We start from the raw sequence: 23576 nt of genomic DNA, 5'->3' as shown, positions 1-23576 counted from the left end.
TCTATGTCTGATTTTGCACTATGGAGCCTCGATGCTATCCGTGAGGAAGGCGGGGCTTTAAGTTGGCTGGAAGAACAACGTTTTGAATGGTCAAAAACAACCGCTTTGGCATTAGAACAAATCTTAAACGGAAAGACGATTGTTTTAATTACAGATCAAAAAAGAAAGTGGTTAGAACGTTATATTATTGATTCTATTAACAGTATCAATTTAGAGCGTCCTCTTATCCCAATTGTTACAGTTGACAGTGTATATCCGCATTTTAACAATATCAGTGGAGGAGAGATGATCGATATGGTAGATGATCTAATTTCTCTTTCATATAAAAACGATCATTTTTTCTGGTATATTGGTAAAGGTGATGATAAACGCAGTGATATAGCAAAAAGAAAAGACAACAGTTATTTCTGGATCTTCGATGAGGATTTCAACAATGCTTTTACCCTTAAATCTTATGATCCACTTTTAGATATCAAACTACTGCAGCTTTATAGATTATTTGATGCATCTCTCAATGCAACAATGTTTGGAGAGGTTGATGCAAGCTGATGCTGCTCTAAGAGGGCATATCATTATCTCTAAAGAGCTTGAAGGTGAGATTGAACAATTAGAAAAAAGTTTAATCGGCCATAGAGTTGTAAAATTCATAGAAGAAAATTTCAAAATAGAGCATGCTAAAGAGGTAACGGCCGAAGCATACATCAGTGAATCAACCACAAAATACATTATTTTAGCAGCTATTGATTTTACGGATGTAGCTCAAAACTCTTTACTAAAACTTTTAGAAGAACCACCTCTCAATATAGAATTCATAATCATTACACCTACAAAATCTGTTTTACTTCCAACTATCCGATCAAGATTGCCGATTTTAAAAGTTGATACTGCACACGAGATGCAAGAACTTGACCTGAATCTTGCGAGACTAGATTACAACAGTGTGTTTGAGTTTTTAAAAACTCATGCAAGAGTCTCTAAAAATGAAGCAAAACAACTTGTAGAGTCTCTGTTTTACAGAGCAACGGTAGTAGATAAATTAATCCTCTCCGAGAAACAACTTGCAAATTTTGATCAAGCTTATAGATTGTTAGAATTAAACTCTCGTCCTCAGAGTGTTTTTGCAATGCTGTTAATGAGCTTTACACAGGAGCGTTAATGGAGATTAAGAAACTTTCAAATGAAATTGATGTTCAACAGTATTTAAAAGATCTCGGTGTTGACAGCGGCGGTATTAAGATCTTAGCTTCAAAGGCACAAACACATATCTTTTATATCAAAGATTTGGCTGTAGGCGGTGCCAATATTTTAAAACAAGATGCTCTCTCAATCGGTGCTGATCTTGCCGTGCCTCGTGGAACTGTCATTGCAAAAACTCCTCATGTAGATTGTATTTTAATTGCAACGACTAAGCAATTACAAACACTTTCTAAAAAAGAGTTGGCTCAGCCTTTTGGTCTTAAAAATTTGGCAATTCAACTTCAACAATATCTCTCTGTAAAAATTGATGAAAAAATTGAGATTATGGGGATTTTAAATGCCAATGATGACAGTTTCTTCAGTGGTTCGAGGTTTTCGGGAGAAAGTGCTGTAGCAAGAATTGAGGCAATGATTGAAGAGGGTGCAGATATTATTGATATCGGTGGAGTCTCTACACGACCAAATGCACCTGTTGTTTCAGTTGAAGAGGAGTTAGCAAGAGTACAGCCTGTTTTAGATGCAATCGCTGCAAATAAACTGTATGAAAAAGCAAAGTTTAGTATAGACTCATATACACCGGTTGTTGTACAAGCAGCTCTTGAAGGCGGTTTTACAATTGTAAACGACATTACAGGTTTTGAAAACGATGCACTTTGTAAACTTTGTGCCGAGTATAATGCAACGGCAGTAGCAATGCATATGCAGGGTACGCCGCAAACTATGCAGGATAATCCTCAATATGATGATGTTGTTTTAGATGTGTATCATTATCTTGAAGAACAAACAAAAAAACTTGAAAGTTTTGGAATCAATGACATAGTTTTAGATGTAGGGATAGGATTTGGTAAAACTTTAGACGATAATCTACAACTGCTCAAACATTTAGAACACTTTAAAATGTTAGGGAAAAAATTATTAGTTGGCGCTTCAAGAAAATCGTTGATAGATAAGATAACAGCATCACCTATTGAAAAAAGATTAGCAGGGACTTTAGCACTCCATTTAGAAGCAATTAGAAACGGTGCTTCTATTATTAGAGTACACGATGTTTATGAACATAAACAAGCCTTAGAAGTGTATAAAGCTTTACAAAAAGGGTAAAGAGATGAAATTCCCCAGTGCAGATGATATAGCGAACACACAAGTAGTTTCAATTAATATTAATGAAAAAATAAGTGATGCTATTGATAGAATGATAGAAAGCGAACATCGTGATATTATTGTAACAGATAATGATGTTTTTTATGTTTTAACTGCAATAGAGGTACTACAGCTACGGGAAACAAGTATAACGTTCAATGATCCTATTTCTCATCTTCACCTAAGAAGGATACCTGCTGTTCATAAAAAGATGAATGTTCTCAATCTTTTAAAATATCTTGATGAATTGACTGAATATATTTGTGTGCTGAATGATGATAAAACCATTTATGGAATTATAACTCACACGGATATAACGAGCAATATAGATCCTGAAATAATCATGGATAATTTTACTATAGCAGATTTCTTACGTTTTACTCGTCGTGTTAAATGGATTGAGAAAGAGATGATTACAGCAGATGTTCTTTCACAAATGTATACTTCAAAAAACGATAGTGTAATTGTTGTCGAAGATAAAAAACCGGTGGGTATACTTACTGCTAAAGATGTTGTACAGCTTATAAAAGACAACTCAGACCTGGATCTTCCTATTCAAATATATATGAACGCACCTGTTGATAGCGTTTATAAAAGTATGAGTGTGCGTGATGCTTTGGCGTTTGTAAAAGAAAAACATTATAAACGTCTCATTGTAGTTGATGAAAATGGGACATTGGCAGGGATCATTACGCAAAAAGAGTTGATATTTTTAACATATAACAGATGGGCACTTGTAATGAAAGAACACCAAGAAGAGTTACAAGAGATCAATTCATTGTTAAAAGCGCAAAATGAAGAATATGAAGTGCTGGCTTCCGTTGATCCGTTGACAAAACTCTATAATCGTTATAAATTTAAACAATTGTTTAATTCCTCACTTGAAACAATGCTGCAACGTGCAGGTGTAATGTCGTTAGTGCTTTTAGATATAGATTATTTTAAAAAAGTAAACGATACATATGGTCATAATATTGGCGATAATGTTTTAAAAACCGTAGCGGAAGTTTTAGAAAACGAGGTACGGGAAATTGATATGGTAGGCCGATGGGGTGGAGAAGAATTTGTAGTATTACTCCCAACTGTCTCGATAGAAAATGCAGTTCTAATCGCCGAGAAACTAAGAGTTAAACTAGCATCTTTTGATATTGAAGTCGTTGGAAACATAACTGCCAGTTTTGGTGTTACTGAAATAAATAATAAAATCTTCTTAGAGGATGCTATTGCAAAAGCAGATGAAGCATTGTACAAGGCTAAATCTGAAGGAAGAAATAAAGTAGTTGCGTATAAAAAAGGTATTATGATTTAAATCATAATACCTTTAATTGCATAAAATAATACAGCAGCAACTATTGCAGCAGCAGGCACTGTAATTACCCAAGCTGCAATGATTTTTTTCACTGTATCACGTTTTACATATTGTACTTTTTCAATTCTTTTCATATGTCTTTTTGTAGATTTTAAATGCTCTTCTTCTTTCGCGATAAGCTTATAAAGATCTACTATACGTTCATAGTCACCTGTAGACTTTTCCTCTTTATTCTCAAGCTTATCTAATTCTGCATTGTAAGCATTAAGTGTTGCTTTTTCATCTTCAAGTAGTTCACGGTCTTCCGCAACAATATGTTTGTCTTTTGAAGTTATATGAAGGTATTCTCTTAAAAAACCTACGCCGAAAACTCCACCAATTGCAATATGTGTTGAGCTAACAGGTAAACCTAACTGTGAAGCTATAATGACGGTAATAGCAGCAGCCATAGCAATTGAAAAGGCTCTTACCTGATTGAGTTCCGTGATCTCCGCACCTACAGTTTTAATAAGTTTTGGACCGTATAACATAAGACCGATAGCGATACCTAATGCACCCACTGCCATAACCCATAGCGGAATAGGGGCTTTTGATGAAACTCCACCGCTTACAACGGCATCACTGATTGCAGCTAAAGGACCTACTGCATTTGCAACGTCATTTGCACCATGAGCAAAACTAAGAAGAGCTGCAGAGAAGATTAGGGGAATAGTAAAAAGGGTATTTACTGCATCTTTAGAGTTTTGAAGATTTTTTTTCTTGATTCTTCTGGAAACTATAAAATATACAATAACTGCGGCAATAGCTCCAAAAATTAAAGCCGTTGTGAAACTAGGTTTGTCAGTAGCAGGAAGAGAAATTAAAGGTAAAGCATTCAGTGTTTCTACTACTTTAGGCCAGATTTTTTTTAAACCTTTTAATGTCAAGTATGTAACAAAAGCCCAAGACATGATTGCGACATAGATAGGGACATATTTTTTTGCTGCACTAATTTGATCCGACTTAAAGATAATCGTTTTTTTGATCGCAAATAAAAAACCTGCAGCAATTATTCCGCCTAGTACGGGTGAAATAACCCACGAAGCTGCAATTTTTCCCATAGTTGACCATGATACGATACTAAACCCTGCAGCTGCGATACCTGCACCCATAACACCACCTACAATAGAGTGAGTTGTCGAAACAGGAGCTCTTAGAGCTGTAGCAAGGTTTAGCCATAAAGCAGCTGCAAGGAGTGCAGCCATCATAGCCCAGATGAATGGATCGGCATCACCGCCAAAAGCAGAGATGTCAATAATCCCTTTTTTAATAGTCTTTACAACATCACCGCCGGCAATAAGTGCACCACTTGCTTCAAAAATAGCTGCGATGATGATTGCCATAGTCATTGTCATAGCACGAGAACCAACAGCAGGGCCTACATTGTTTGCAACATCATTCGCACCGATGTTCATAGCCATATAAGCTCCGATAAGTGCTGCAATGGCTAGAAACATGTTATTTGGAATACCACCATTGGAAACAAAACTAAAAGTAAGTACAGCTACTGCAAAAAAGAGGGCAACACCTAAACGCGTAAAATCCATACCACTTTTTTTAAGTGCTTTTTTCTCCAGTTTATTAAGTGTCTCTATATCCATTGAGTCCCTTTATTTAATATATGCTTTTTTAATGACTTGAGGTTCATATGGTTTATCTCCCCCATATCTACCGCTTGTTTTAACATGACTCATTTTAAGTACTACTTTCATTGAGTCTTCATTAGCAACTTTTCCAAAAATCGTATAACCGCCGTTCAGCCATGGAGTAGGAACAACTGTAATAAAAAATTGAGAACCGTTTGTATTTGGACCTGCATTTGCCATTGCTAAAATACCAGGTTTATCAAAAATTACATTTGGTTTATATTCATTTTTGAACTCTTTTCCCCAAATAGATTCTCCACCACGTCCCGTACCAGTAGGATCACCGCCTTGGATCATAAAATCCTTGATAATTCTATGAAAAGTGAGATTATTATAGTAACCGTTTTTTATATGGGTAGTAAAGTTCTCTACAGCTAAAGGTGCCACATCAGGAAAAAGTTCAAGTTCAATATCTCCCTGATTTGTCTCTAAAATTACATGCGGATTTTCTGCAGCTAAGGTAGTTATTGATAATACAAATAAAACTGTAGCAAAAAACTTTTTCATGTTTACTCCTCTTCTTCTAAAGTTAAACATACCGAATTAATACAATATCTCATACCTGTAGGTTCAGGTCCATCAGGGAATACATGACCTAAATGTGCGTCGCATGAAGCACATCTCACTTCTATACGTATCATCCCGTGACTCATATCTTTGTATTCAGTTACGGCATTCTCTATGGGTTCAAAGTAGCTTGGCCAGCCAGTTCCGGAATCAAATTTCGTAGAAGATTCAAAAAGAGGTGCATTGCAACACACACATTTATATACACCTTCATCTTTACAGTCGTAATACTTACCTGAAAAAGGTGCTTCAGTTCCGTGTTGTCTACATACATAAAATTCTTCAGGACTTAACTGTAGTTTCCATTCCTGTTCACTCTTTGTTACTTTCATATTTTTCCTTTAACTTATCTATAGTATCACATGTCTGATCATAGAGAATATATGCACCAAGTGTTGCTAAATTGAGTGCGTATTCTATCTGTTTTTCATTATAATCACATAAATCTAGTAGGATAACATATTTAGCAGAAAGTTCGAAAATATCGTTGTAAGTTGCTAATTTTACATCTTCTAGATTATGTTCTAAAAGTGTTTTTGAAGATTCTATATCGGTAGTATTTTCATGGAGAAAAAATTCAAGGTCTTCTTTGAGTTTTTCTTTATTTTCTTCATTTGAAACAACCATAATGTCTTGTGCTTCATAGTTAAGTAAAAGTTTTTGAAGTAAATGCATTGTTTTTGCTAAAGGGTATGTCTCAATAAAATGAATTTTACAGTTTTGAGAGTTTAGTAAACAGTGTTCTTCATCTGTAAGATTGATAAACAATAATTTTTTATTTTTTTGAATATTTTTTATATATTCAATAAAAGATTTATTTAACAAGTTGGCATCATCACATATAATGAGATCTGCAGCGTTAAATGATTTGTTCATCAGTTTAAGGTCTAAAGCAGCTATTTCATGTACTACGGGCTTTTTTAACTTTTGTAAATGTTTATTTATAAGCTCTAAAGGTGTCAAAAATTCAATTGCATTCATATCAAATTCTATGATGCCGTGTTCTATTATCTCTAAAAGTTTTTTGTAGGCAATATCTCTAGCAAGAATCGTGGGTTTAAGAATAATAACTTTTTTCGCGTTTTCTTCAAAAAGTTCTATGATAGCCTTTAAAATTAGTAACGATGTTTTTCCGTCATGAAAGTTTGTAGCAAGATTTGTTGTTTCATCTAGCTTAGTATCTAAAAAGGTTTTTTCTTGATCACTACAGAGTGTAAAAGTGCCATCATCTTGAATTTTTGTATATTGAGTTAAAAGAGTTTCTAGCTCATAAGTATTATCTTTTTGCGTTACCTGAGCTTCACTTTCAATTTTTTTGAATATGTCTGATGTTTGAGAGTCACTAAATATAATCTTTTCTTCAGGCAACAACTCTTTAAATGAATCATCTAAATGCTCATACTCTTCAGCACTTAGATTTTCCATTAAAAGATAGTTATATATTTTAGGTCCGTCTGTATGGGTGATCTCATTAAATTTTCTTTTTATAATCTCTTGTGTTTTATCAAATGCTAATGTGTTGTTAGAATGCTCTTGGTTTTGTGCTTTTTGGATTGTTGCATTTTTAAGATCATCGAAAGACCATTTTTTTATCTCAAATATATATAGTCCACGTTTATAGTCGTAAAGTAAAAGTTCAATATTATAGCTCTGTCTATGCAGATAAATGTCTATATTGGAAAAAACCTTTAGATCACTGTTATGAGCAAGAGATTTAACACGTTTAACTAAGATAGAATCGGGAACATAAAGTTCTGAAGAGTTTTTTTTAAATAACGAGAAAAGATTAAAGTTCATATATTTTAAAATATACCGCCGTAAAGGCAGTATATGCGAGATTATTTACCAGCTGCAACGCGGTCTTTAAGACCTTTACCAGCTTTAAATTTAGGAACCATTTTATCTTGAGTAGTATAAGATTTGCTAGTACCTGGAACTGTACCGCTTTTTCCTTTTTGTAAAGCAGCAGAAAAACTACCGAAACCTACTAGAGAAACGTCTTCTTTTTTTACTAAAGCTTCTGTTACAGCTTCAGTGAAAGCTTTAATAGCTGCTTCTGCTTCTACTTTAGTTTTGTAGTTACCACACTCTTGTACTAATTCAACAAATTGTGCCTTATTCATAAATTTACCCTTGGTTTAAAATTTTTCCGAATCTCTGTTAATCCCTCTAGTTAAGGGGGATACACAAAATAATTCAGCTAAATGTACTTTATAGTTTATTTCCTTAAAATTTTCTTCTATTCTCCGTTTTTTAGGAAAAAAACTACATTTTTTGTTTCAAAAGGTTCTTTTTTAGTAAAATTTGAAACTATTTATTTTATTTTCTTATAACTTTTATATAAAGTGTAAACGCGCTTTTTTTCACCTTTAAGGCACTTATTCTAATGTTTTTGTACATTTTCGATTTTAAGTCCTGAATGAAAACAAGAAATTGATCATATCTATTTTTAGAGTGAATAGACATAAAAACATCTTCTAAGGCTTCTCTCTCTTTTTTTGTTAATGCTCCCATTAAGCATCCTTTAATTTGTTGATTTTTCTTACAGCGCGAATAATCTCATCGTCATCCAACATACCCAGCATTTTAATAACAGTAGCAGCAGCTTGAGGCTTTGCACGTCCAAGTTTCCAGTCTTGGTATGTGCGCATAGATACCCCTAAAGATTTGGCCATATCTTTTAAAGAGATTTTGCGCCCGTTTTGTTGTGATTCTACCGAGTTATGAAGTATGTTAAACAAGTCATCAATTTGCATGGGAAAGATTATACGGATTAAATACTTAAATATACATTTAATTTATATATATATACTAATTAATGTATTTAATATTTTATTAATTGTGTTAAATGTGATATTAATTAAATAATATATATTAAAAAAATTATGTTATATACGGAAAACCGTATAATAATTGTATAAAAAAAGCCTCTAAAGCACTTTGGCTTCAGAGGCTAAAAGGAAAACGTTCTTAGTTTAAAAGGTCTGAGTAGTCGTATTTTGAAAGATTGAGAAAGATTTTTCCATTTTGTTTAATGATTCTAATATCACTGCCATATGCATTCAGAAATCTTTTTTTAATTATTTTTCTTTGTTGAGGGTCAAGATCGAGATTTTTAAGATAGTCTTTTAAATCTATGATTTTGCTCTCTTTTTTTTCCTGAGTCTGGGCAATTGCTTCAACCTCATGAATAGTTGCATTTTCTTTTTCAAGAGTGAGCTTTGTGTTGATAAGTTCTAGAATGTGTTTAAGTTGTTCATCTTTTTTACTATAAACCTGTTCCACTCTGCTCATTTCATCACGAAGCATCTGCTCTTTATCATCTATAAGCTTATCGATTTTCGCTTCAAGCTGTGCAATTTTTGCTTTTAATTGTTGATTTTCTTTTTGATATAAAGATATTACCATCGAAACGGTAGTCTTTGGTTTTACAGGAGGATGACTTACTGGGCTTGTTTTTAGCTCTTTTTCCTGTATTCTTTGCTCTTTTTGGTCTTGGTGAATAGCTTCTCTTTTATTCGGTTCTAAAGAGCTTCTTGTTACTATAATATATGTAACACCGTTTTCTATGATGTAATTAAGTTTTTTTGCTCTTAATTTTGAGTTGATCATCTCTTTAGACATTTTGAAATGTTTTGCGTATTCATCCAGTGTAAGTCTCATAAATATCCTCTAATGCTTATAAAAAATCGATTTTTGGTGGGGTAATTATACCCGATTTTCGAAGCCAGACTAAATAGCCTTTTTTCTCATTGTTGTGTTTATCAAAAAATTTGTATGCTTTTGAACGTTTGAATTCTCTTTCAATTAAAATCTTTTCAAAATCTTTGTGATAACGTAAAAACTTCTTGAGTTCATTATATGCTGCTTCAGAGATCATAACGGTAGAGATGGTAAAATTTTTAAATTCTATATATCTAGAACAGTCATTTAAACCGTCACCTATATAGTTTTCGTTTCCCAAAATATCTTGAAACCTGCTAACAGGACCCGTATGTACGGCAACTTTTATCCCCTGAAAATAAGGGTATTTATGCGCAATCTGATCGGAAAAATGATTAAAACTTAGTCCTAAAAAAGTTCCATAACCTTTAAGCTTTGGATCAAGTAGACAGTAAAAACCGTCCCCCGTCGAGACAAAACTCATAATAAGAGTAGAGAGCGGCATTTTTGAACTAGCTAACATTTTTTCAATCACTTTTTTATAGCTTTTTGTCAAAAATGTAATGATCTCAAATTGTTGAGTAGAGCTGAGTTTAGAAAAGTTTATGATGTCTACTAAAATGATGTCGGTTATTATCTCTTGTTTCATGTATAAGATATTAACATAAAGTTGTTTTAAATGTACTGTATTATATAATTTCAAAATAAAATTTTTTTGGGGATGTTATGAGTAAAGGCATATTAGATATTGTAAAACCTGGTGTATTATTTGGTGAGGATGTTACAAAAGTTTACGAGCATGCAAAAGAGAATGGTTTTGCACTACCTGCCGTAAATGTTGTAAATAGTGATTCTATTAACGGTGTTTTAGAAGCTGCAAAAAAAGCAAATTCACCTGTAATTATTCAGTTTAGTAACGGTGGTGGATCTTACTTTGCAGGTAAAGCTTTAGACAATACAAACGAAGCAGCGGCAATTGCAGGTTCGATTTCTGGTGCTATGCATGTACATATGATGGCAGAAGCTTACGGTGTAGCTGTTATTTTACATACAGATCACGCTGCTAAAAAATTACTTCCATGGATCGATGCATTAATTACTGCAGGTGAAGCACATTTCGAAGCATACGGTAAACCGTTATTTTCTTCTCATATGTTGGACCTTTCTGAAGAACCTTTAGAGGAAAATATTGCGATCTCTAAAAAATATTTAGAAAGAATGGCAAAAATTGGTATGCACATTGAGATCGAACTTGGTGTAACAGGTGGTGAAGAGGATGGTGTAGATAACACAAATATCGATAACGCTCTTCTTTATACACAACCTGAAGAAGTAGCTTACGCATATGAAGAATTAAGTTCAGTATCACCAAACTTTACAATTGCAGCATCATTCGGAAATGTACACGGTGTATATAAACCGGGGAATGTTGTTCTTACTCCAAAAATTCTAGACAATTCACAAAAATATATTCAAGAAAAATTCAACACTGCCGAAAAACCTGTAAACTTCGTTTTCCATGGTGGTTCTGGTTCACTTCCTGAAGAGATCTCTGAAGCTATCTCTTACGGTGTTATCAAAATGAACATCGATACAGATACTCAATGGGCTACTTGGGCAGGTGTAAAAGGTTATGTTGAAAAATATAACGATTATCTTCAAGCTCAGATCGGAAACCCAGAAGGTGAAGATAAGCCAAACAAAAAATATTACGATCCGAGAAAATGGTTACGTGCAGGGCAAGAGGGCTTAGTTGAACGTGTAATTGAAGCGTTCAAAGATCTTAATGCGATGGATAGAAACTAAGAATTGAGTTTTTTATGCACTTCCTCGATACTTTGGGTATCGGGGTTTTTCGCATAATAATACTCCAAAAGGTGATGCAGTTTATTTGGATTGAATCGCCAAAAATGTTTTTCATCGAAATCTTCATCTCTTTTTACTTTTTCAAACAATTCATTTAACGATATATCCGGCCTATTTTTTTGGATAACTTTTAGGATAACTTTTGTGATTTCCTCTTTTGCTTGGGGAGTGTTGTCATCATCAGGAAGTTGTTCGTTTGGTAAAAAAGCATATATTTTCCAAAAACTGATTAAAAAAAGCCCGATGAAAAATATGAGCATCAATGTTGAAGTATTTAAGTCCATTTGAGGATTATATCATAACAATTTGGCTAGAATTACAGTTATGAATGATAAAGTATTTACAAAACCGATAAAAAAGCAGTTTGAATTTGACGAGGAAGTTGCCGCTGTTTTTGACGATATGTTAGAGCGTAGTGTCCCTTTTTATAAAGAGAGTCAAAAGATCACAAAGTTCTTTGTACTCAAAGCTTTAAAAGAGAATGGAAGGCTTTACGATCTGGGATGTTCAACGGCAAGTTTACTTTTAAATATCCATAGAGATATGGAAGTAAAAGCAGAGCTAATAGGTCTGGATAATTCTGAGGCAATGTTAAAACGTGCAGGTAGAAAGATTGAAGCTTTCGGTGCGAAAATAGATGTAGAGAATGCGGATATTTTAGAGTATGACTATCAAGCAGCGGATGCATTTGTAAGTAATTATACACTGCAGTTTATTCGTCCGCTTGTAAGAGAAAAATTGATCAAGAAAATAGCTGATGCCTTGAAGCAAGAGGGTGTATTTATCTTCAGTGAAAAAGTGATCTCTCACCATTCAAAACTCAACAAAGACCTTATTGAATGTTATTATGATTTCAAAAAAGAGCAGGGCTATAGTGAATATGAGATTATGCAAAAGCGTGAAGCCTTAGAAAATGTATTAGTTCCGTATAGTGAAGAGGAAAATATAAAAATGGCTTTAGAAAATGGATTTAGCCACTGTGAAGTTGTATTTCGCTGGGCTAATTTTGCTACCTTTATAGCTATAAAGTAGTTTTTACCAGACATTCCCTTGAGGAGCTGTCTCTTTTGTTTTTAATACGTCTATCATCTCTTTATAAGTAACGATATCATCTTCTCCACAATCTTTGTGATAAAAACCTTGCAAATCATAATACTCTTTACAATCACTGTAGTATTTTGCCGAGATTCCGTGTTTATTTACACAGCCTGAAAACGAGAGTAGTAATAAAATAAAAGTTAAACTAATTTTTTTCATACAAGTGTTTAAGCAAAGAGTATTCCCTATACTTTAAAAGTTTCCTTTGTTTTACAAAATTCAGTGAGAAAACACTCTTCACATTTTGGATTTTTTGCACGGCAGATATATCTTCCAAAAAGTACCATCCCTTGATGCAGGGCATGAAGATCGTTCTTAAATTTTTTTACAAGTGTTGCTTCTGTGGCAATAGGTGTTTTGTCATCACTCAGACCTAAACGGTGTGAGACACGAAAAACATGGGTATCGACTGCCATTAGATTTGCACCTGTATACTCAATCATGACTACATTAGCCGTTTTCTGACCTACACCTGCAAGTGTTTGCAGCTCTTTTTCGTTCATAGGGATTTCACCATCGTAAACTTCTACAACCCTTTTTGCCATCTCTATAATGTTTTTTGCCTTGTTATTAAAAAATGAACAAGTGTTAATAAGTGCTTTTACATCTTCTATGTTGGCAGCAGCAAGCTCTTTTGGAGCTGGATATTTTTCAAATAAAGCAGGTGTAATTAGATTGACTCTTTTGTCTGTACATTGGGCTGAAAGTGCAACGGCAATGACAAGTTCATAAGCATTTTTGTACTCTAATTCTGTTACTGCGTCACTGTATCTTTCAACAAAACGTTTGTGGATCTCGGCTATTTCTTTCTTAGTTGCTTTTTTCATAACAGGAATTTTAACAGATTTGTATTAATCTTAATTTATATGATATAATCGAAACCTATTATTGAATTTTTAGTTTTCTTAAAGGGTAATATATGGGATTTTTTTCTCTATTTTCATCAGATAAACCAACTCCAAATAAGCAAAAAACAGTTGTCCGTGATTTAGACTTCGCTCAAGGTGAACTTGAAAACAATTTAGATAGAGAATTTTTTGTAGAACTTTCTAATGACAGTGAAGAGATGTTACTGTATTTTCTTCAAGGTACAGGCTGGATAGGAGCAAATAGCACTTTTTTAAAGAAGATGGGCTATCATGATATTTCTGACTTTAATAGAGATAATGAGAGTATTAGAGATCTGTTTTTGAATGAGAGTGAAGAAATTTTTACAGAATCTGATAAAACGTGGTTGGATTATATAAGAAAAAAATACAAATTTGAAGGTTATAGAGTTAGTTTACTTGATAAAAAGAGTTCGGAGATTCTTGTGATAGATGCAAAGGCATTTCAGTCACATAAAAATCCTAGACTGTACGTACTGCACCTAAAAGATGTAACGGATATTTATAAGGCAGAACAAAAAACAAAAGAGATAGAAAAACTAAAAACAAAATTTTTGGCAAACATCGGACATGAATTTAGGACACCGATGAATGGAATACTTGGTTTTGTAGAACTGTTAGAGGATACAAAACTGGATGCTACACAGCATGAATATATCAATATGATTCAACGATCTTCAAAAAGTTTAATGACAAATATTGAAACACTTTTAGACCTGGCTCAGCTTCAAAGTGGAAGATTAGTAGTTTCAAATGAAGTCTTCAATCTTTTACCACTAGTTGAATCTCTTGCACATAGTTTTACTAAACAAGGAAAAGAAAAAGGGATCAAAGTACTCAGTTTTATTGATCCTAAAATACCAGAAGAACTCAATAGCGATCCTAAAAAAATTATGCAGATTTTATATGCACTCACGTCAAATGCTGTAAAGTTTACACCAAGGGGCGGGAAAGTAATATTTGAAATAAAACTACTTAAACGTCAGCAAAACGGAGATTGTAGTATAGGATTTAGTGTAAAAGATACTGGAAGCGGAATTTCAGAAGAACAAATAGCACTTATTAATGAGCCTTTTACTGCAGGCAATCAAGCAGATGAAAGACTTGGTGTAGGTCTTAGTCTCTCTTCTGGACTTGTTAAACTTTTAGGATCAGATTTGCGAGTTAGCAGTGACAATAACGGTACTTATGTAAACTTTGTTCTTAATTTTAAAAGTTCGGTTGGACAAAACTTTAAAATGATGCCGAAGAAAAAGGTAAAAGTTCTACTACTTGATCAGACAAAAATTGATGAGGCAAACTTTTTAACAATATATTTACGCGCTTTTGCACTAGATGTAATAAAATCGAATATATTAGATGAACATGTTTATGAAGATATTGATGCATTATATGTAGTGGCAAATCAAAATGATTCTTCATGGGTTTTAGAACTTGGAACATATTCAAAAAAAGCTCCTGTTACGGTTCTTTTAGAAGAAAACGAAAAATTACAGACAAAACTGACACACTTTGTTGATGAAGTGATTTATAAGCCGCTTTTACCTAGTCATATCGCAAGACATTTATATTTATTGAATAAAGTGGAATTACCGTCGGAACCGAAAAAAGAGTTTTCTATACCAGATGAACATATTAAAGCTTTGGTAGTTGAAGACAATATGATTAACCAAAGACTTATCAAAATTTTATTACAAGAATACAATATTGAAGTAAAAACTGCATCAAACGGTGTAGAAGCAGTTCAGCTATATAAAGATGAAAATGGTTTTGATATAGTGTTTATGGATATTGATATGCCTCAAATGAATGGAATTGTAGCGACAAAAGAGATCAAGTCATTAATGTCTTTTGGAGTGAAAAAGACGCCAGTCATCGCACTGACGGCATTAGCTATGAATGGGGATAAAGAGATGTTACTTCATGAGGGGCTTGACGATTATCTGGCAAAACCGCTAACACGTGATAAATTAGAGTATATTTTAGAAAAACATTTAAAAGTGCATGTATAGGTTTGTTTAATATTCGTTATCCAATTCTCATTACACTTTCTATATATAAAATGTCATAAGGATATATAATGATTAAAGCAAAAAAATTACTTTCTGTTGTTCTGCTCGCTGGGACTATCGCTTCGGCACAAACATTAGTAACTGTAAATGGAAAATCTATTACACAAGAAGATGTTGATAGTGAATTAATGAGAGCAACACAGGGAAGATTTAATCAAGTTCCACCTGAAAAGCAAGCTGCATTTAGACAACAAGTTCTACAACAACTAATTGGTAAAGAACTTATTTTTGAAGATGCAAAGAAAAACGGCGTTCTAAAAACAAAAGAGTATAAAGAAGAATATAAAAAGCTCGAAGAGCGTATGAAGCAAGAGCTGGCTATTCAAGTTTGGCAAAAACAACTTTTAGACGGAATCAAGATTTCAGAAAAAGAGTTAAAAGATTATTACAAACAAAACAAAGAAGAATTTAACGAGCCGGAAAGTGTACATGCTCGTCATATCCTTGTAGCTACAGAAGATGAAGCAAAAAGTATTATTGCAGGTTTAAAACCTTTAAGCGGTGATAAACTAAAAAATAAATTCATTGAAGAAGCAAAAGCAAAATCAACAGGACCAAGCGGACCAAAAGGTGGAGACTTAGGTTATTTTACTCAAGGGCAAATGGTACCTGAGTTTAACGATAAAGCATTCTCTATGAAAAAAGGTACTGTTACTTTAGAACCTGTTAAAACACAATTCGGTTACCATGTTATCTATGTAGAAGATAAAAAACCAGCTATGATTAGAAAATATGATGAAGTAAAAGCTTTCATTGAACAACGTCTGAAAATGGAAAAATTCAAAGATGCAATGAAAAAGAAAATGGACGCTTTACAGAAAAAAGCAGTTATCAAGTAAATATGCAAAATTCTCCCATCTCAAACATCTTTCTAGATGGGAGAGAGTTTTTTGTTAAACGCGATGATCTTATTGACAGACATTTAGCAGGAAATAAATACAGAAAACTTTATACACTTCTTACAACTCCACAAGAACAATACAATACAATAATCTCCTACGGTGGAACACAGTCGAATGCAATGTTGGCACTTGCCGCACTCTGCAAAAAAAAATCTTGGGAATTTATTTACTATACAAAACCGTTAAGCCAACAGCAAAAACAACAAAAAAGCGGAAATTTTTATGAAGCACTTTCATTAGGTATGAAACATCAAGAGATCGAAGAAATGCTTTATAAAGATTTTATAGCATCTCTACGTCTGAGTTTAGATTCAAAAAGTTTAGTTGTTGATCAAGGGGGTGCTGTACAAGAAGCCAAGCAGGGATTGGAAGTTTTAGCAGAAGAGATTCTTCAAGAGCAATCCTTTATGCAAAAAAATAATATTACGGCATTAGCGACACCCTCTGGAACAGGAACAACGGCACTATTTTTAGCACTTGCACTTCCTGAATATACAATCTATACAACACCTTGCGTCGGTGATATAGAGTATCTGAAATCTCAGATGCTTTCACTGGTAGAAACATTGCCGCAAAACCTTTATATACTGGCACCGAAAAAAAAGTACCATTTCGCAAAACTGTATAAAGAGTTTTATTTAATGTATAATAAACTACTTGATGCAGGAATAGCATTTGATTTGTTATATGCACCTCAGATGTGGGAATGTTTGCTCGAACAAACACAAGAAAACATTTTATATGTCCATAGTGGAGGAGTGACAGGTAATAGTTCTATGCTTGAAAGATATGAAAAAAAGTTCAATGCAACTTAAGTCGCAAAAGGCCTTCAAAAAAGGTTGTACACTTATATCCAGAAAACTAAAAGGATTTACGAATGAATAATATTTTTGAAAAATTAACACACAATATGACACAAGCAATTGAGAGTGCAGTATCTTTAGCACTTCACAATAAAAATCAGGAAGTTAACGCTGAACACTTTTTATGGGCATTACTTACAAACCACGATTCTGTACTTAATCAAATGTTCAATAAGATGGGTATAGATAAGGTTGCTATAGAATTAGATGTAAAGTCTATGGCAGAGAAGTTCCCAAAATCTTCTTCAGTATCTAAAGAAAATATTCGTCTTTCTCGTACATTTGTACAAACTTTGGAAAACGGTGTAGGTTTGATGACGAAAAACGGGGACAGCTATCTGGCAGTAGATACATATATCTTGGCAAATCTTAAAACTGAACCGTATGCAACACTGTTTAAAAAATATATTGATGTAATGGCATTGGAAAAAGAGCTTGAAGCATCTCGCGGTGGAGCGAAGATTGACTCACAAACGGCAGATGAAAATTTAGAGTCACTTTCAAAATACGGAGTTGATCTTACAAAAGAAGCTGCAGAGGGTAAACTCTCACCTGTAATCGGACGTGATGAAGAGATCACTCGTATGATGCAGATCTTAATTCGTAAGACGAAAAACAACCCTATGCTTTTAGGTGAACCCGGTGTAGGTAAAACGGCACTTGTTGAAGGACTTGCTCAAAGAATTTACCATAATGAAGTACCGACATCGCTGCAAAATAAACGTGTAATTGCATTAGATATGAGCTCACTTGTAGCAGGTGCAAAATATCGTGGTGAGTTTGAAGACAGATTAAAAGCTGTAATTGATGAAGTGAAAAGTTCTGGAAATATTATCCTGTTTATCGATGAGATTCATACGATTGTAGGAGCTGGAGCATCTGAAGGTAGTATGGATGCGGCAAATATTTTAAAACCGGCACTTGCACGCGGTGAGTTACATACAATCGGGGCAACAACTTTAAAAGAGTATAGAAAATACTTTGAAAAAGATGCAGCGTTGCAACGCCGTTTCTTACCGATTCAACTAGATGAGCCGACAGTAAACCAGTCACTCCAAATTCTTCGTGGAATTAAAGAGAGACTTGAAGCTCACCACAACGTAACTATTACAGATTCTGCTCTTGTAGCTGCGGCACGTCTAAGCGATAGATACATTGCAGATAGATTTTTACCGGATAAAGCGATTGACTTAATCGATGAGGCAGCAGCTGAACTGAAAATGCAGATCGAATCGGAACCTAATGAACTGAGTGCGGCAAAAAGAAAAGTAAGTGAGTTAATGGTTGAAAAAGAAGCGCTGAAGATGGAAAAAACTCCGGCAAATGAAAAGCGTTTAGATGAGATTGAAAAAGAGCTGGCAGATGTTAATGAAGACTTACGTAAGTTAGAGTCTCAATTTGAAAGTGAAAAAGGTGTGTTTGAAAGAATCTCTCAAATAAAAGGAGATATTGAAGTAAAACGCCGTGAAGCCGATCAGGCAAAATCACAAAGTGACTTTAATCGTGCGGCAGAGATTGAATATGGTGAAATTCCAAAACTGATTGAAGAGGAAAAAGCTCTGAATGCACAATGGGATCAAATGCAAGAATCAGGGACACTACTCAAAAATTCGGTGGATGAAGAGTCTATTGCTTCAGTCGTATCACGCTGGACACATATCCCTGTAAATAAGATGCTCCAAGCAGAACAAGAGAAGATCTTACATGTTGAAGAGGAACTCAACCGTGACGTTGTAGGTCAGTCAAAAGCTACACATGCAGTTGCACGTGCTATTAAGAGAAACAAAGCGGGGCTTTCATCTGCAAATTCTCCGATCGGAAGTTTCTTATTCCTTGGACCTACAGGTGTTGGTAAAACACAAACAGCTAAAACTTTAGCGAAGTTCCTGTTTGACTCAGAAGAAGCACTGATCAGAATCGATATGAGTGAATATATGGAAAAACATGCAGTCTCTCGTTTAGTAGGTGCTGCACCTGGATATGTAGGATATGAAGAGGGTGGACAACTAACAGAAGCAGTTCGTCGTAAACCATATTCTGTAGTACTTTTTGACGAAGTTGAAAAAGCTCATCCTGATGTTTTTAATATGCTTTTACAAGTTTTAGATGACGGGCGTTTGACAGATAATAAAGGTGTAACGGTTGATTTTAGCAATACTATCATAATCCTGACGTCAAATATCGCTTCAGATAAGATTATTAACAATCCTGAATCACCTGAACTTCAAGATATGGTTATGGGTGAATTAAAAATGGCATTTAAGCCTGAATTTTTAAACAGACTCGATGATGTAGTTATCTTTAATGCACTTGGTGCTGAACAAATTAGAGGTATTGTTGACCTGTTCTTTAATGAAATTCAAGCTAAAGTAAAAGACAGAGATATAGAACTTACACTAAGTGATGACGCAAAAGCATATATTGCAGAAGCTGGCTTTGATCCTGTATATGGTGCAAGACCGCTTAAACGTGCTCTTTATGAGATTGTAGAAGACAGACTTGCTGATCTTATTTTAGAAGGTAAAGTAAAAGAGGGCTCTAAAGTTGAATTTATTGTAAAAGATCAACTTATAGACGTAGTACTTAACTGATCTTCAATTGGTAGGGGCTTTCCTAAATGAAAGCCCTGTGCATAATCTACACCAAGACTTTTTACCATCTCTAAAATATCTTCTGAAGAAACAAACTCTGCAATCGTTTCAACATTTAATTTTCTTGCCAGACTTACTATCGTCTCCACCATGATTTGGGAACTGATATCTCTGTCTATATTTGAGATTAATGAGGAATCTATTTTGATGTAATCAACAGGAAGATGCAAAATATGGGTAAAGTTTGAATAACCGCTACCAAAATCGTCCAGGGCTATTTTTATACCATAACTTCTGATTTTCATACAGAAAGAATATACTTCTTCATAATCATCAAAATCTTCTGTTTCCAATAACTCTATTGTTAAGAGTTCCCCGTATTCAAATTCATCTAAAACTGAATAAAGATATTTCACCGTTCTTTCATTCTTTATATCAATGAGGGAAAGATTCAATGAACATGCGACTTGATGTTGAGTAATAGTATTGAGTGTATTATGAAGCACCTGTTTTGTAACTTTATAATATACACGGTTTTGTCTTGCTATGTCTAAAAATTTAAATGGCGGTGTTACTTTGCCTTCTTCATCTATAAGTCTTACAAGCGATTCGTATTTTATCTCTTTAGATGGAGATTGAATAGGGATAATAGGTTGGAAATAAGATGTAAGTCCTTGATTTCTAAGTACATGAAGCAGCGTCTTTTGAATCTCCATATCTTCTTGATGAGAACGCTCTAGTTTTTTATCATCTTCAAATACAGAGATAGGAATATTTTTCTTTTTTGCATCTTTAAGTGCCATGTCGGCATAGGCAAGCATCTTATCTTCACCGCTAAAGGTAATACCGGAACTCATGATAAATTGATACGATTTATCTTCATAAAGAAAGTGAGTACTTTTATAGTCGTTGAGAAGTGTTTCAATAAAGCGAATAAAATGATCATTGTTAATTTTTTTATCTGAAGATGTTACAACAAACTCATCGCCTCCTAAATGGTAAAGAAGGTATTCTGTTTCCATCAGATAATCTTTGAGCCATTGTGCAGTCTGTTTGATAGCGATGTTTCCTATCTCTTCACCGTATACATCGTTAAACGACTGAAATTTATCAATATCTAGAATTGCCATTTTAAGAAATTGGTGCTCGTTGCTATCTTCTAGGAGGCTATTTCTATTCGGCAGAGCGCTTAAAAAGTTTGTGTAGATTTTTTTATGTAGTTCTTGAGTTTTTTTATCGATTTCATGTTCTAAGTTTTCACTATAAAGAAGTAACTGTTTTTGAGCTTCTTTTAAACTTTTTTGCGCCTTCTCTTTAAGTTGTAATTGTTTTGATATTTTTAGATTTGATGAGTGAAATTTTAAAATGGAAATAGTGATCAAGAATGTAGCTAATATAAATGAGAAAACAAGAATTAATGAACTTTGCTCATTTGTTTCTTTTAGTGCAGCAATTTGTTTGTTTTGTGAATTTTTTACTTGATCCATCAATATAGAGATATCATGAGAAAATTTATTACTTATCATATCAAAGCCGATTAATGCATCTCTTATATCTTCTGTATCGTGAGAATGGACGGCTGTAATGAGAGACTGTTCTACAAGTTTATGCCCAATCGCTCTTTTTTCTAAAATATCTAGCGTCTTGTTCAGCTCTTTTGAAAAATCAGGTTTGTCTTTAGTAAGTTTTTTTAGTTCTTGAATATAACTCTGAATCTTGCTCTGCGATTCCTGCATATTTAAAAGGTCTAGATTATTGTGAAGCGTAAGATATTGCAGAATGTCAGATTGATTCTTTTTAACTGTGTAATTTAAGCTATTTGCATAGTGGCTTAGCGATATCTGATCTTGAGAAAGTTCATTTAAAAGTGCACTGCTTCTATCAATATTTTTGTAACTAAATACAAGTGAAGAGATCAGTAGGGCAAAACTTATAAAAAGTGTATAATAGACCCACTGCTGAGATTTTGATTTCATTAAAATCTAGCCTCTAAATTAAGATAGTAGATATTTTGTCTTGCATCTTTCTTTTGAGGTTCTCCAAAGTGCCAGCCGCTTCCTGTATATTTCTCTTTCATCGTAAGAAAACCTGCTTTTGCATTGAGTTGCTTGTAAAAATTCCAAATAGAATAAACCTCTATAGCTTGGCCGCGAAGAGCAAGTTTGTTAAATATATCTTCCGCACCTTGTGTTGCGGCAAACCAGTATTTACTTCCATAGTTATATTCGGCACCTATGGCTAAAGTAGGAATAGGATTGTATTTTCCACCTATGTAAAAAGAATAGCCCATTTTACCAAGCATAGTGCCGCTTGCATAATCTTCTTCCGTGAATCCTGTATAGTTATGGTCTGTAGTACCCTCAGTAATATTAACTATCTTATAGTCATCACGTGCACCATTTGAATTTGGGCTTGAGGCTGCAGTATGGACAAAGATAACACTGGAAGTGTCTAGAAAGTTATTAATGTCTAGTCCTATACCATATGTTGTCATACTTCCAAGATCATGTGCGTAAGAAGCATCAATATCTGGGCCTAAATATGGATGGGCTTTTAAGTGATCTAAGAGATTAACTCCAAAAGATAATAATGAGTTGCCTAGAAATTTGAAACTTACATCACTGTAAATACCGTAAACATTTGCATTGTCAATATTTTCGCGATTACATTGATAAGGATAAAACTTTTCACTGAGTGTATATGCTTTTGCAACAATTGCTCTTATAAACATAGTATCGTATAAATTTTGTGTAGCTATCAATCCATATGTGTTCATATCAAAAACAAGTGCAGGAAACATAGAAGAACGCTGTTTATTTTGTGCATAATGCATCGGTGTCCCACCTGTAGTAGGTAATATACCGAAGCTTAGTGTAAAACGACCACCATCATATCTATTTGGTGTATAATCAATATAGGCTCTGTCTACATCAAAAGCACTTCCGCCTGGAGCTGACTTAATATCTCTGGATAATATACAGAGTCTTTCATTGCTTTGCGAAGAATTCGCATAGAGTAAACGCCCGTGAAATTTTACGTCATCAAAGTTACCCTGCATGTTTAAACGCATTCTTACATAACCGGAAGCATCAAAGTTTTTGCTATATCTATCACGTCTAGGAAGACCGTTATAGGGACTGTAAGGATCATGGATTAATGTTTGATCACCATTATTACCAATGAGTCCTGAATTATAGTCCATTTTTTGGAGACTGAGTAAAATTTCTGGAGATAAAGAGAGTTTATCCAAAATAGAGTGTTTCTCATTTTTTTCTATAATTGGAAAATGTTCATCAACATCTTCTTGTTGCATTTTTACTTGTGCTTTAAGTTGTGAGATCTCTTTTTCAAGATTTTTAATCTTTTCGGATATATCATCGGAACTTAAAAGTAAAAAAGGAAATAGGATTAAAAGGGGGATACGTTTCATTTACAATACTCCTGGTACTATGGGTTGTTCTGAATCTGCAGCATGTTCAATAAGGTATTTCTCAAGTTTGTCTCTTGTAGCTTGATCAAGTTCTTCGAGTTTATATCTTTGAAGATGTCGTTTGGAAGAGAAGACTCTTTTCCATTGAACAGTAGCCTTTTCACCACCATATAAATTAAATCTTTTTGCGATTTTTTCAATTGGTTCTGCATAGGATGGTAATGCAAGTAAAGGGGTGAAAGTTATAAAAGTTAATAGAAAAGTTTTTAATGTTTTTCTCAAAATGTGTACAGTCCTTTGTAGTCT

The 23576-nt window shown here is 34.0% G+C and carries 25 protein-coding genes; 10 read left to right on the top strand and 15 right to left on the bottom strand.

All coding sequences use genetic code 11. From position 1 onward, the window contains the following. Positions 1–3 precede the first annotated feature (3 nt). Genes P6N22_RS08970 through P6N22_RS08955 form a run of 4 tightly spaced genes read left to right on the top strand, consistent with a single transcriptional unit; the run spans position 4 to position 3646 of the window. Complete coding sequence (locus tag P6N22_RS08970; protein WP_280332207.1) at positions 4–549, top strand: HobA family DNA replication regulator; 546 nt, start codon at positions 4–6, stop codon at positions 547–549. Further along, entirely contained in the window at positions 539–1156 is a 618-nt protein-coding gene (locus P6N22_RS08965; protein WP_280332205.1) for a DNA polymerase III subunit delta', read from the top strand. Before P6N22_RS08970 ends, P6N22_RS08965 begins: the two co-directional genes overlap by 11 nt. Then, positions 1156–2298 carry a dihydropteroate synthase gene (gene folP / locus P6N22_RS08960; protein WP_280332203.1) on the top strand — a complete coding sequence of 381 codons (1143 nt, stop codon included), beginning with the start codon at positions 1156–1158 and terminating at the stop codon, positions 2296–2298. The genes P6N22_RS08965 and folP overlap by 1 nt, the downstream gene beginning before the upstream one ends. Positions 2299–2302: 4 nt before the next feature. Further along, positions 2303–3646 (top strand): diguanylate cyclase, encoded by a 1344-nt coding sequence (locus tag P6N22_RS08955; RefSeq protein WP_280332202.1) that lies wholly within the window; start codon positions 2303–2305, stop codon positions 3644–3646. On the opposite strand, the gene P6N22_RS08950 is transcribed toward P6N22_RS08955, so the two are convergent. The 9 genes from P6N22_RS08950 to P6N22_RS08910 form a co-directional block, all read right to left on the bottom strand. Next, positions 3643–5286 carry an inorganic phosphate transporter gene (locus tag P6N22_RS08950; protein ID WP_280332200.1) on the bottom strand — a complete coding sequence of 548 codons (1644 nt, stop codon included), beginning with the start codon at positions 5284–5286 and terminating at the stop codon, positions 3643–3645. The genes P6N22_RS08955 and P6N22_RS08950 overlap by 4 nt on opposite strands. Positions 5287–5295: 9 nt before the next feature. Then, the gene (locus tag P6N22_RS08945) at positions 5296–5838 is read right to left on the bottom strand and encodes a peptidylprolyl isomerase (protein WP_280332198.1); all 543 of its coding nucleotides are present in this window, start codon (positions 5836–5838) and stop codon (positions 5296–5298) included. Between the two features lie 2 nt (positions 5839–5840). Next, complete coding sequence (msrB, locus tag P6N22_RS08940; protein WP_280332197.1) at positions 5841–6230, bottom strand: peptide-methionine (R)-S-oxide reductase MsrB; 390 nt, start codon at positions 6228–6230, stop codon at positions 5841–5843. Beyond that, on the bottom strand, positions 6211–7695 hold the full coding sequence (locus P6N22_RS08935; protein ID WP_280332195.1) for a hypothetical protein: 1485 nt from the start codon (positions 7693–7695) through the stop codon (positions 6211–6213). The genes msrB and P6N22_RS08935 overlap by 20 nt, the downstream gene beginning before the upstream one ends. 41 nt (positions 7696–7736) lie before the next feature. Beyond that, the gene (locus P6N22_RS08930; protein WP_280332193.1) at positions 7737–8021 is read right to left on the bottom strand and encodes an HU family DNA-binding protein; all 285 of its coding nucleotides are present in this window, start codon (positions 8019–8021) and stop codon (positions 7737–7739) included. Between the two features lie 196 nt (positions 8022–8217). Then, positions 8218–8412 carry a hypothetical protein gene (locus tag P6N22_RS08925; protein ID WP_280332190.1) on the bottom strand — a complete coding sequence of 65 codons (195 nt, stop codon included), beginning with the start codon at positions 8410–8412 and terminating at the stop codon, positions 8218–8220. Next, positions 8412–8654 carry a helix-turn-helix transcriptional regulator gene (locus tag P6N22_RS08920; RefSeq protein WP_280332189.1) on the bottom strand — a complete coding sequence of 81 codons (243 nt, stop codon included), beginning with the start codon at positions 8652–8654 and terminating at the stop codon, positions 8412–8414. The genes P6N22_RS08925 and P6N22_RS08920 overlap by 1 nt, the downstream gene beginning before the upstream one ends. A gap of 214 nt (positions 8655–8868) precedes the next feature. Next, the gene (locus tag P6N22_RS08915) at positions 8869–9561 is read right to left on the bottom strand and encodes a hypothetical protein (protein ID WP_280332187.1); all 693 of its coding nucleotides are present in this window, start codon (positions 9559–9561) and stop codon (positions 8869–8871) included. Positions 9562–9577: 16 nt separating this feature from the next. Beyond that, on the bottom strand, positions 9578–10264 hold the full coding sequence (locus P6N22_RS08910) for a hypothetical protein (protein ID WP_280332185.1): 687 nt from the start codon (positions 10262–10264) through the stop codon (positions 9578–9580). A gap of 23 nt (positions 10265–10287) precedes the next feature. Between P6N22_RS08910 and fbaA the strand changes: the two genes are divergently transcribed. Then, on the top strand, positions 10288–11367 hold the full coding sequence (gene fbaA / locus P6N22_RS08905; RefSeq protein WP_280332182.1) for a class II fructose-bisphosphate aldolase: 1080 nt from the start codon (positions 10288–10290) through the stop codon (positions 11365–11367). On the opposite strand, the gene P6N22_RS08900 is transcribed toward fbaA, so the two are convergent. Continuing rightward, the gene (locus P6N22_RS08900; RefSeq protein ID WP_280332180.1) at positions 11364–11711 is read right to left on the bottom strand and encodes a hypothetical protein; all 348 of its coding nucleotides are present in this window, start codon (positions 11709–11711) and stop codon (positions 11364–11366) included. The two genes, fbaA and P6N22_RS08900, sit on opposite strands and share 4 nt — an antisense overlap. A gap of 40 nt (positions 11712–11751) precedes the next feature. On the opposite strand from P6N22_RS08900, the gene cmoA reads away from it, so the two are divergent. Then, on the top strand, positions 11752–12459 hold the full coding sequence (gene cmoA, locus P6N22_RS08895) for a carboxy-S-adenosyl-L-methionine synthase CmoA (protein WP_280332179.1): 708 nt from the start codon (positions 11752–11754) through the stop codon (positions 12457–12459). Between the two features lie 3 nt (positions 12460–12462). Here the strand turns inward: cmoA and P6N22_RS08890 are convergent, their stop codons facing one another. Both P6N22_RS08890 and nth read right to left on the bottom strand, forming a co-directional pair. Continuing rightward, on the bottom strand, positions 12463–12684 hold the full coding sequence (locus P6N22_RS08890; protein WP_280332177.1) for a hypothetical protein: 222 nt from the start codon (positions 12682–12684) through the stop codon (positions 12463–12465). A 26-nt stretch (positions 12685–12710) separates the two neighbouring features. Further along, a complete protein-coding gene (gene nth, locus P6N22_RS08885; RefSeq protein ID WP_280332175.1) occupies positions 12711–13352 on the bottom strand; it encodes an endonuclease III in 642 nt (213 codons plus the stop codon). Between the two features lie 92 nt (positions 13353–13444). On the opposite strand from nth, the gene P6N22_RS08880 reads away from it, so the two are divergent. The 4 genes from P6N22_RS08880 to P6N22_RS08865 all read left to right on the top strand — a co-directional run bounded on the left by P6N22_RS08880 (position 13445) and on the right by P6N22_RS08865 (position 19840). After that, positions 13445–15424: a response regulator gene (locus P6N22_RS08880; RefSeq protein WP_280332173.1), complete on the top strand. Its 1980-nt coding sequence runs from the start codon at positions 13445–13447 to the stop codon at positions 15422–15424. A gap of 68 nt (positions 15425–15492) precedes the next feature. Further along, positions 15493–16323 carry a peptidyl-prolyl cis-trans isomerase gene (locus P6N22_RS08875; RefSeq protein ID WP_280332171.1) on the top strand — a complete coding sequence of 277 codons (831 nt, stop codon included), beginning with the start codon at positions 15493–15495 and terminating at the stop codon, positions 16321–16323. Positions 16324–16325: 2 nt separating this feature from the next. After that, entirely contained in the window at positions 16326–17201 is an 876-nt protein-coding gene (locus P6N22_RS08870) for a 1-aminocyclopropane-1-carboxylate deaminase (protein ID WP_280332170.1), read from the top strand. 62 nt (positions 17202–17263) lie between these two features. Further along, positions 17264–19840: an AAA family ATPase gene (locus tag P6N22_RS08865; protein WP_280332168.1), complete on the top strand. Its 2577-nt coding sequence runs from the start codon at positions 17264–17266 to the stop codon at positions 19838–19840. Here P6N22_RS08865 and P6N22_RS08860 read toward each other — a convergent pair. The 3 genes from P6N22_RS08860 to P6N22_RS08850 are packed head-to-tail and all read right to left on the bottom strand — an operon-like array spanning position 19813 to position 23552. Further along, positions 19813–21816 (bottom strand): EAL domain-containing protein, encoded by a 2004-nt coding sequence (locus P6N22_RS08860; protein WP_280332166.1) that lies wholly within the window; start codon positions 21814–21816, stop codon positions 19813–19815. The genes P6N22_RS08865 and P6N22_RS08860 overlap by 28 nt on opposite strands. Further along, a complete protein-coding gene (locus P6N22_RS08855; RefSeq protein WP_280332164.1) occupies positions 21816–23270 on the bottom strand; it encodes a DUF3373 family protein in 1455 nt (484 codons plus the stop codon). Before P6N22_RS08855 ends, P6N22_RS08860 begins: the two co-directional genes overlap by 1 nt. Beyond that, a complete protein-coding gene (locus P6N22_RS08850) occupies positions 23271–23552 on the bottom strand; it encodes a hypothetical protein (RefSeq protein ID WP_280332162.1) in 282 nt (93 codons plus the stop codon). It abuts the gene before it with no gap. Between the last annotated feature and the right edge of the window lie 24 nt (positions 23553–23576).

Source organism: Sulfurimonas sp. C5 (genome assembly GCF_029872055.1).
In the GTDB taxonomy this organism is placed as follows: Bacteria; Campylobacterota; Campylobacteria; order Campylobacterales; family Sulfurimonadaceae; genus Sulfurimonas.
The sequence above is the reverse complement of the archived record's forward strand: the minus strand, read 5'-3'. Positions and strand labels throughout refer to the sequence as shown.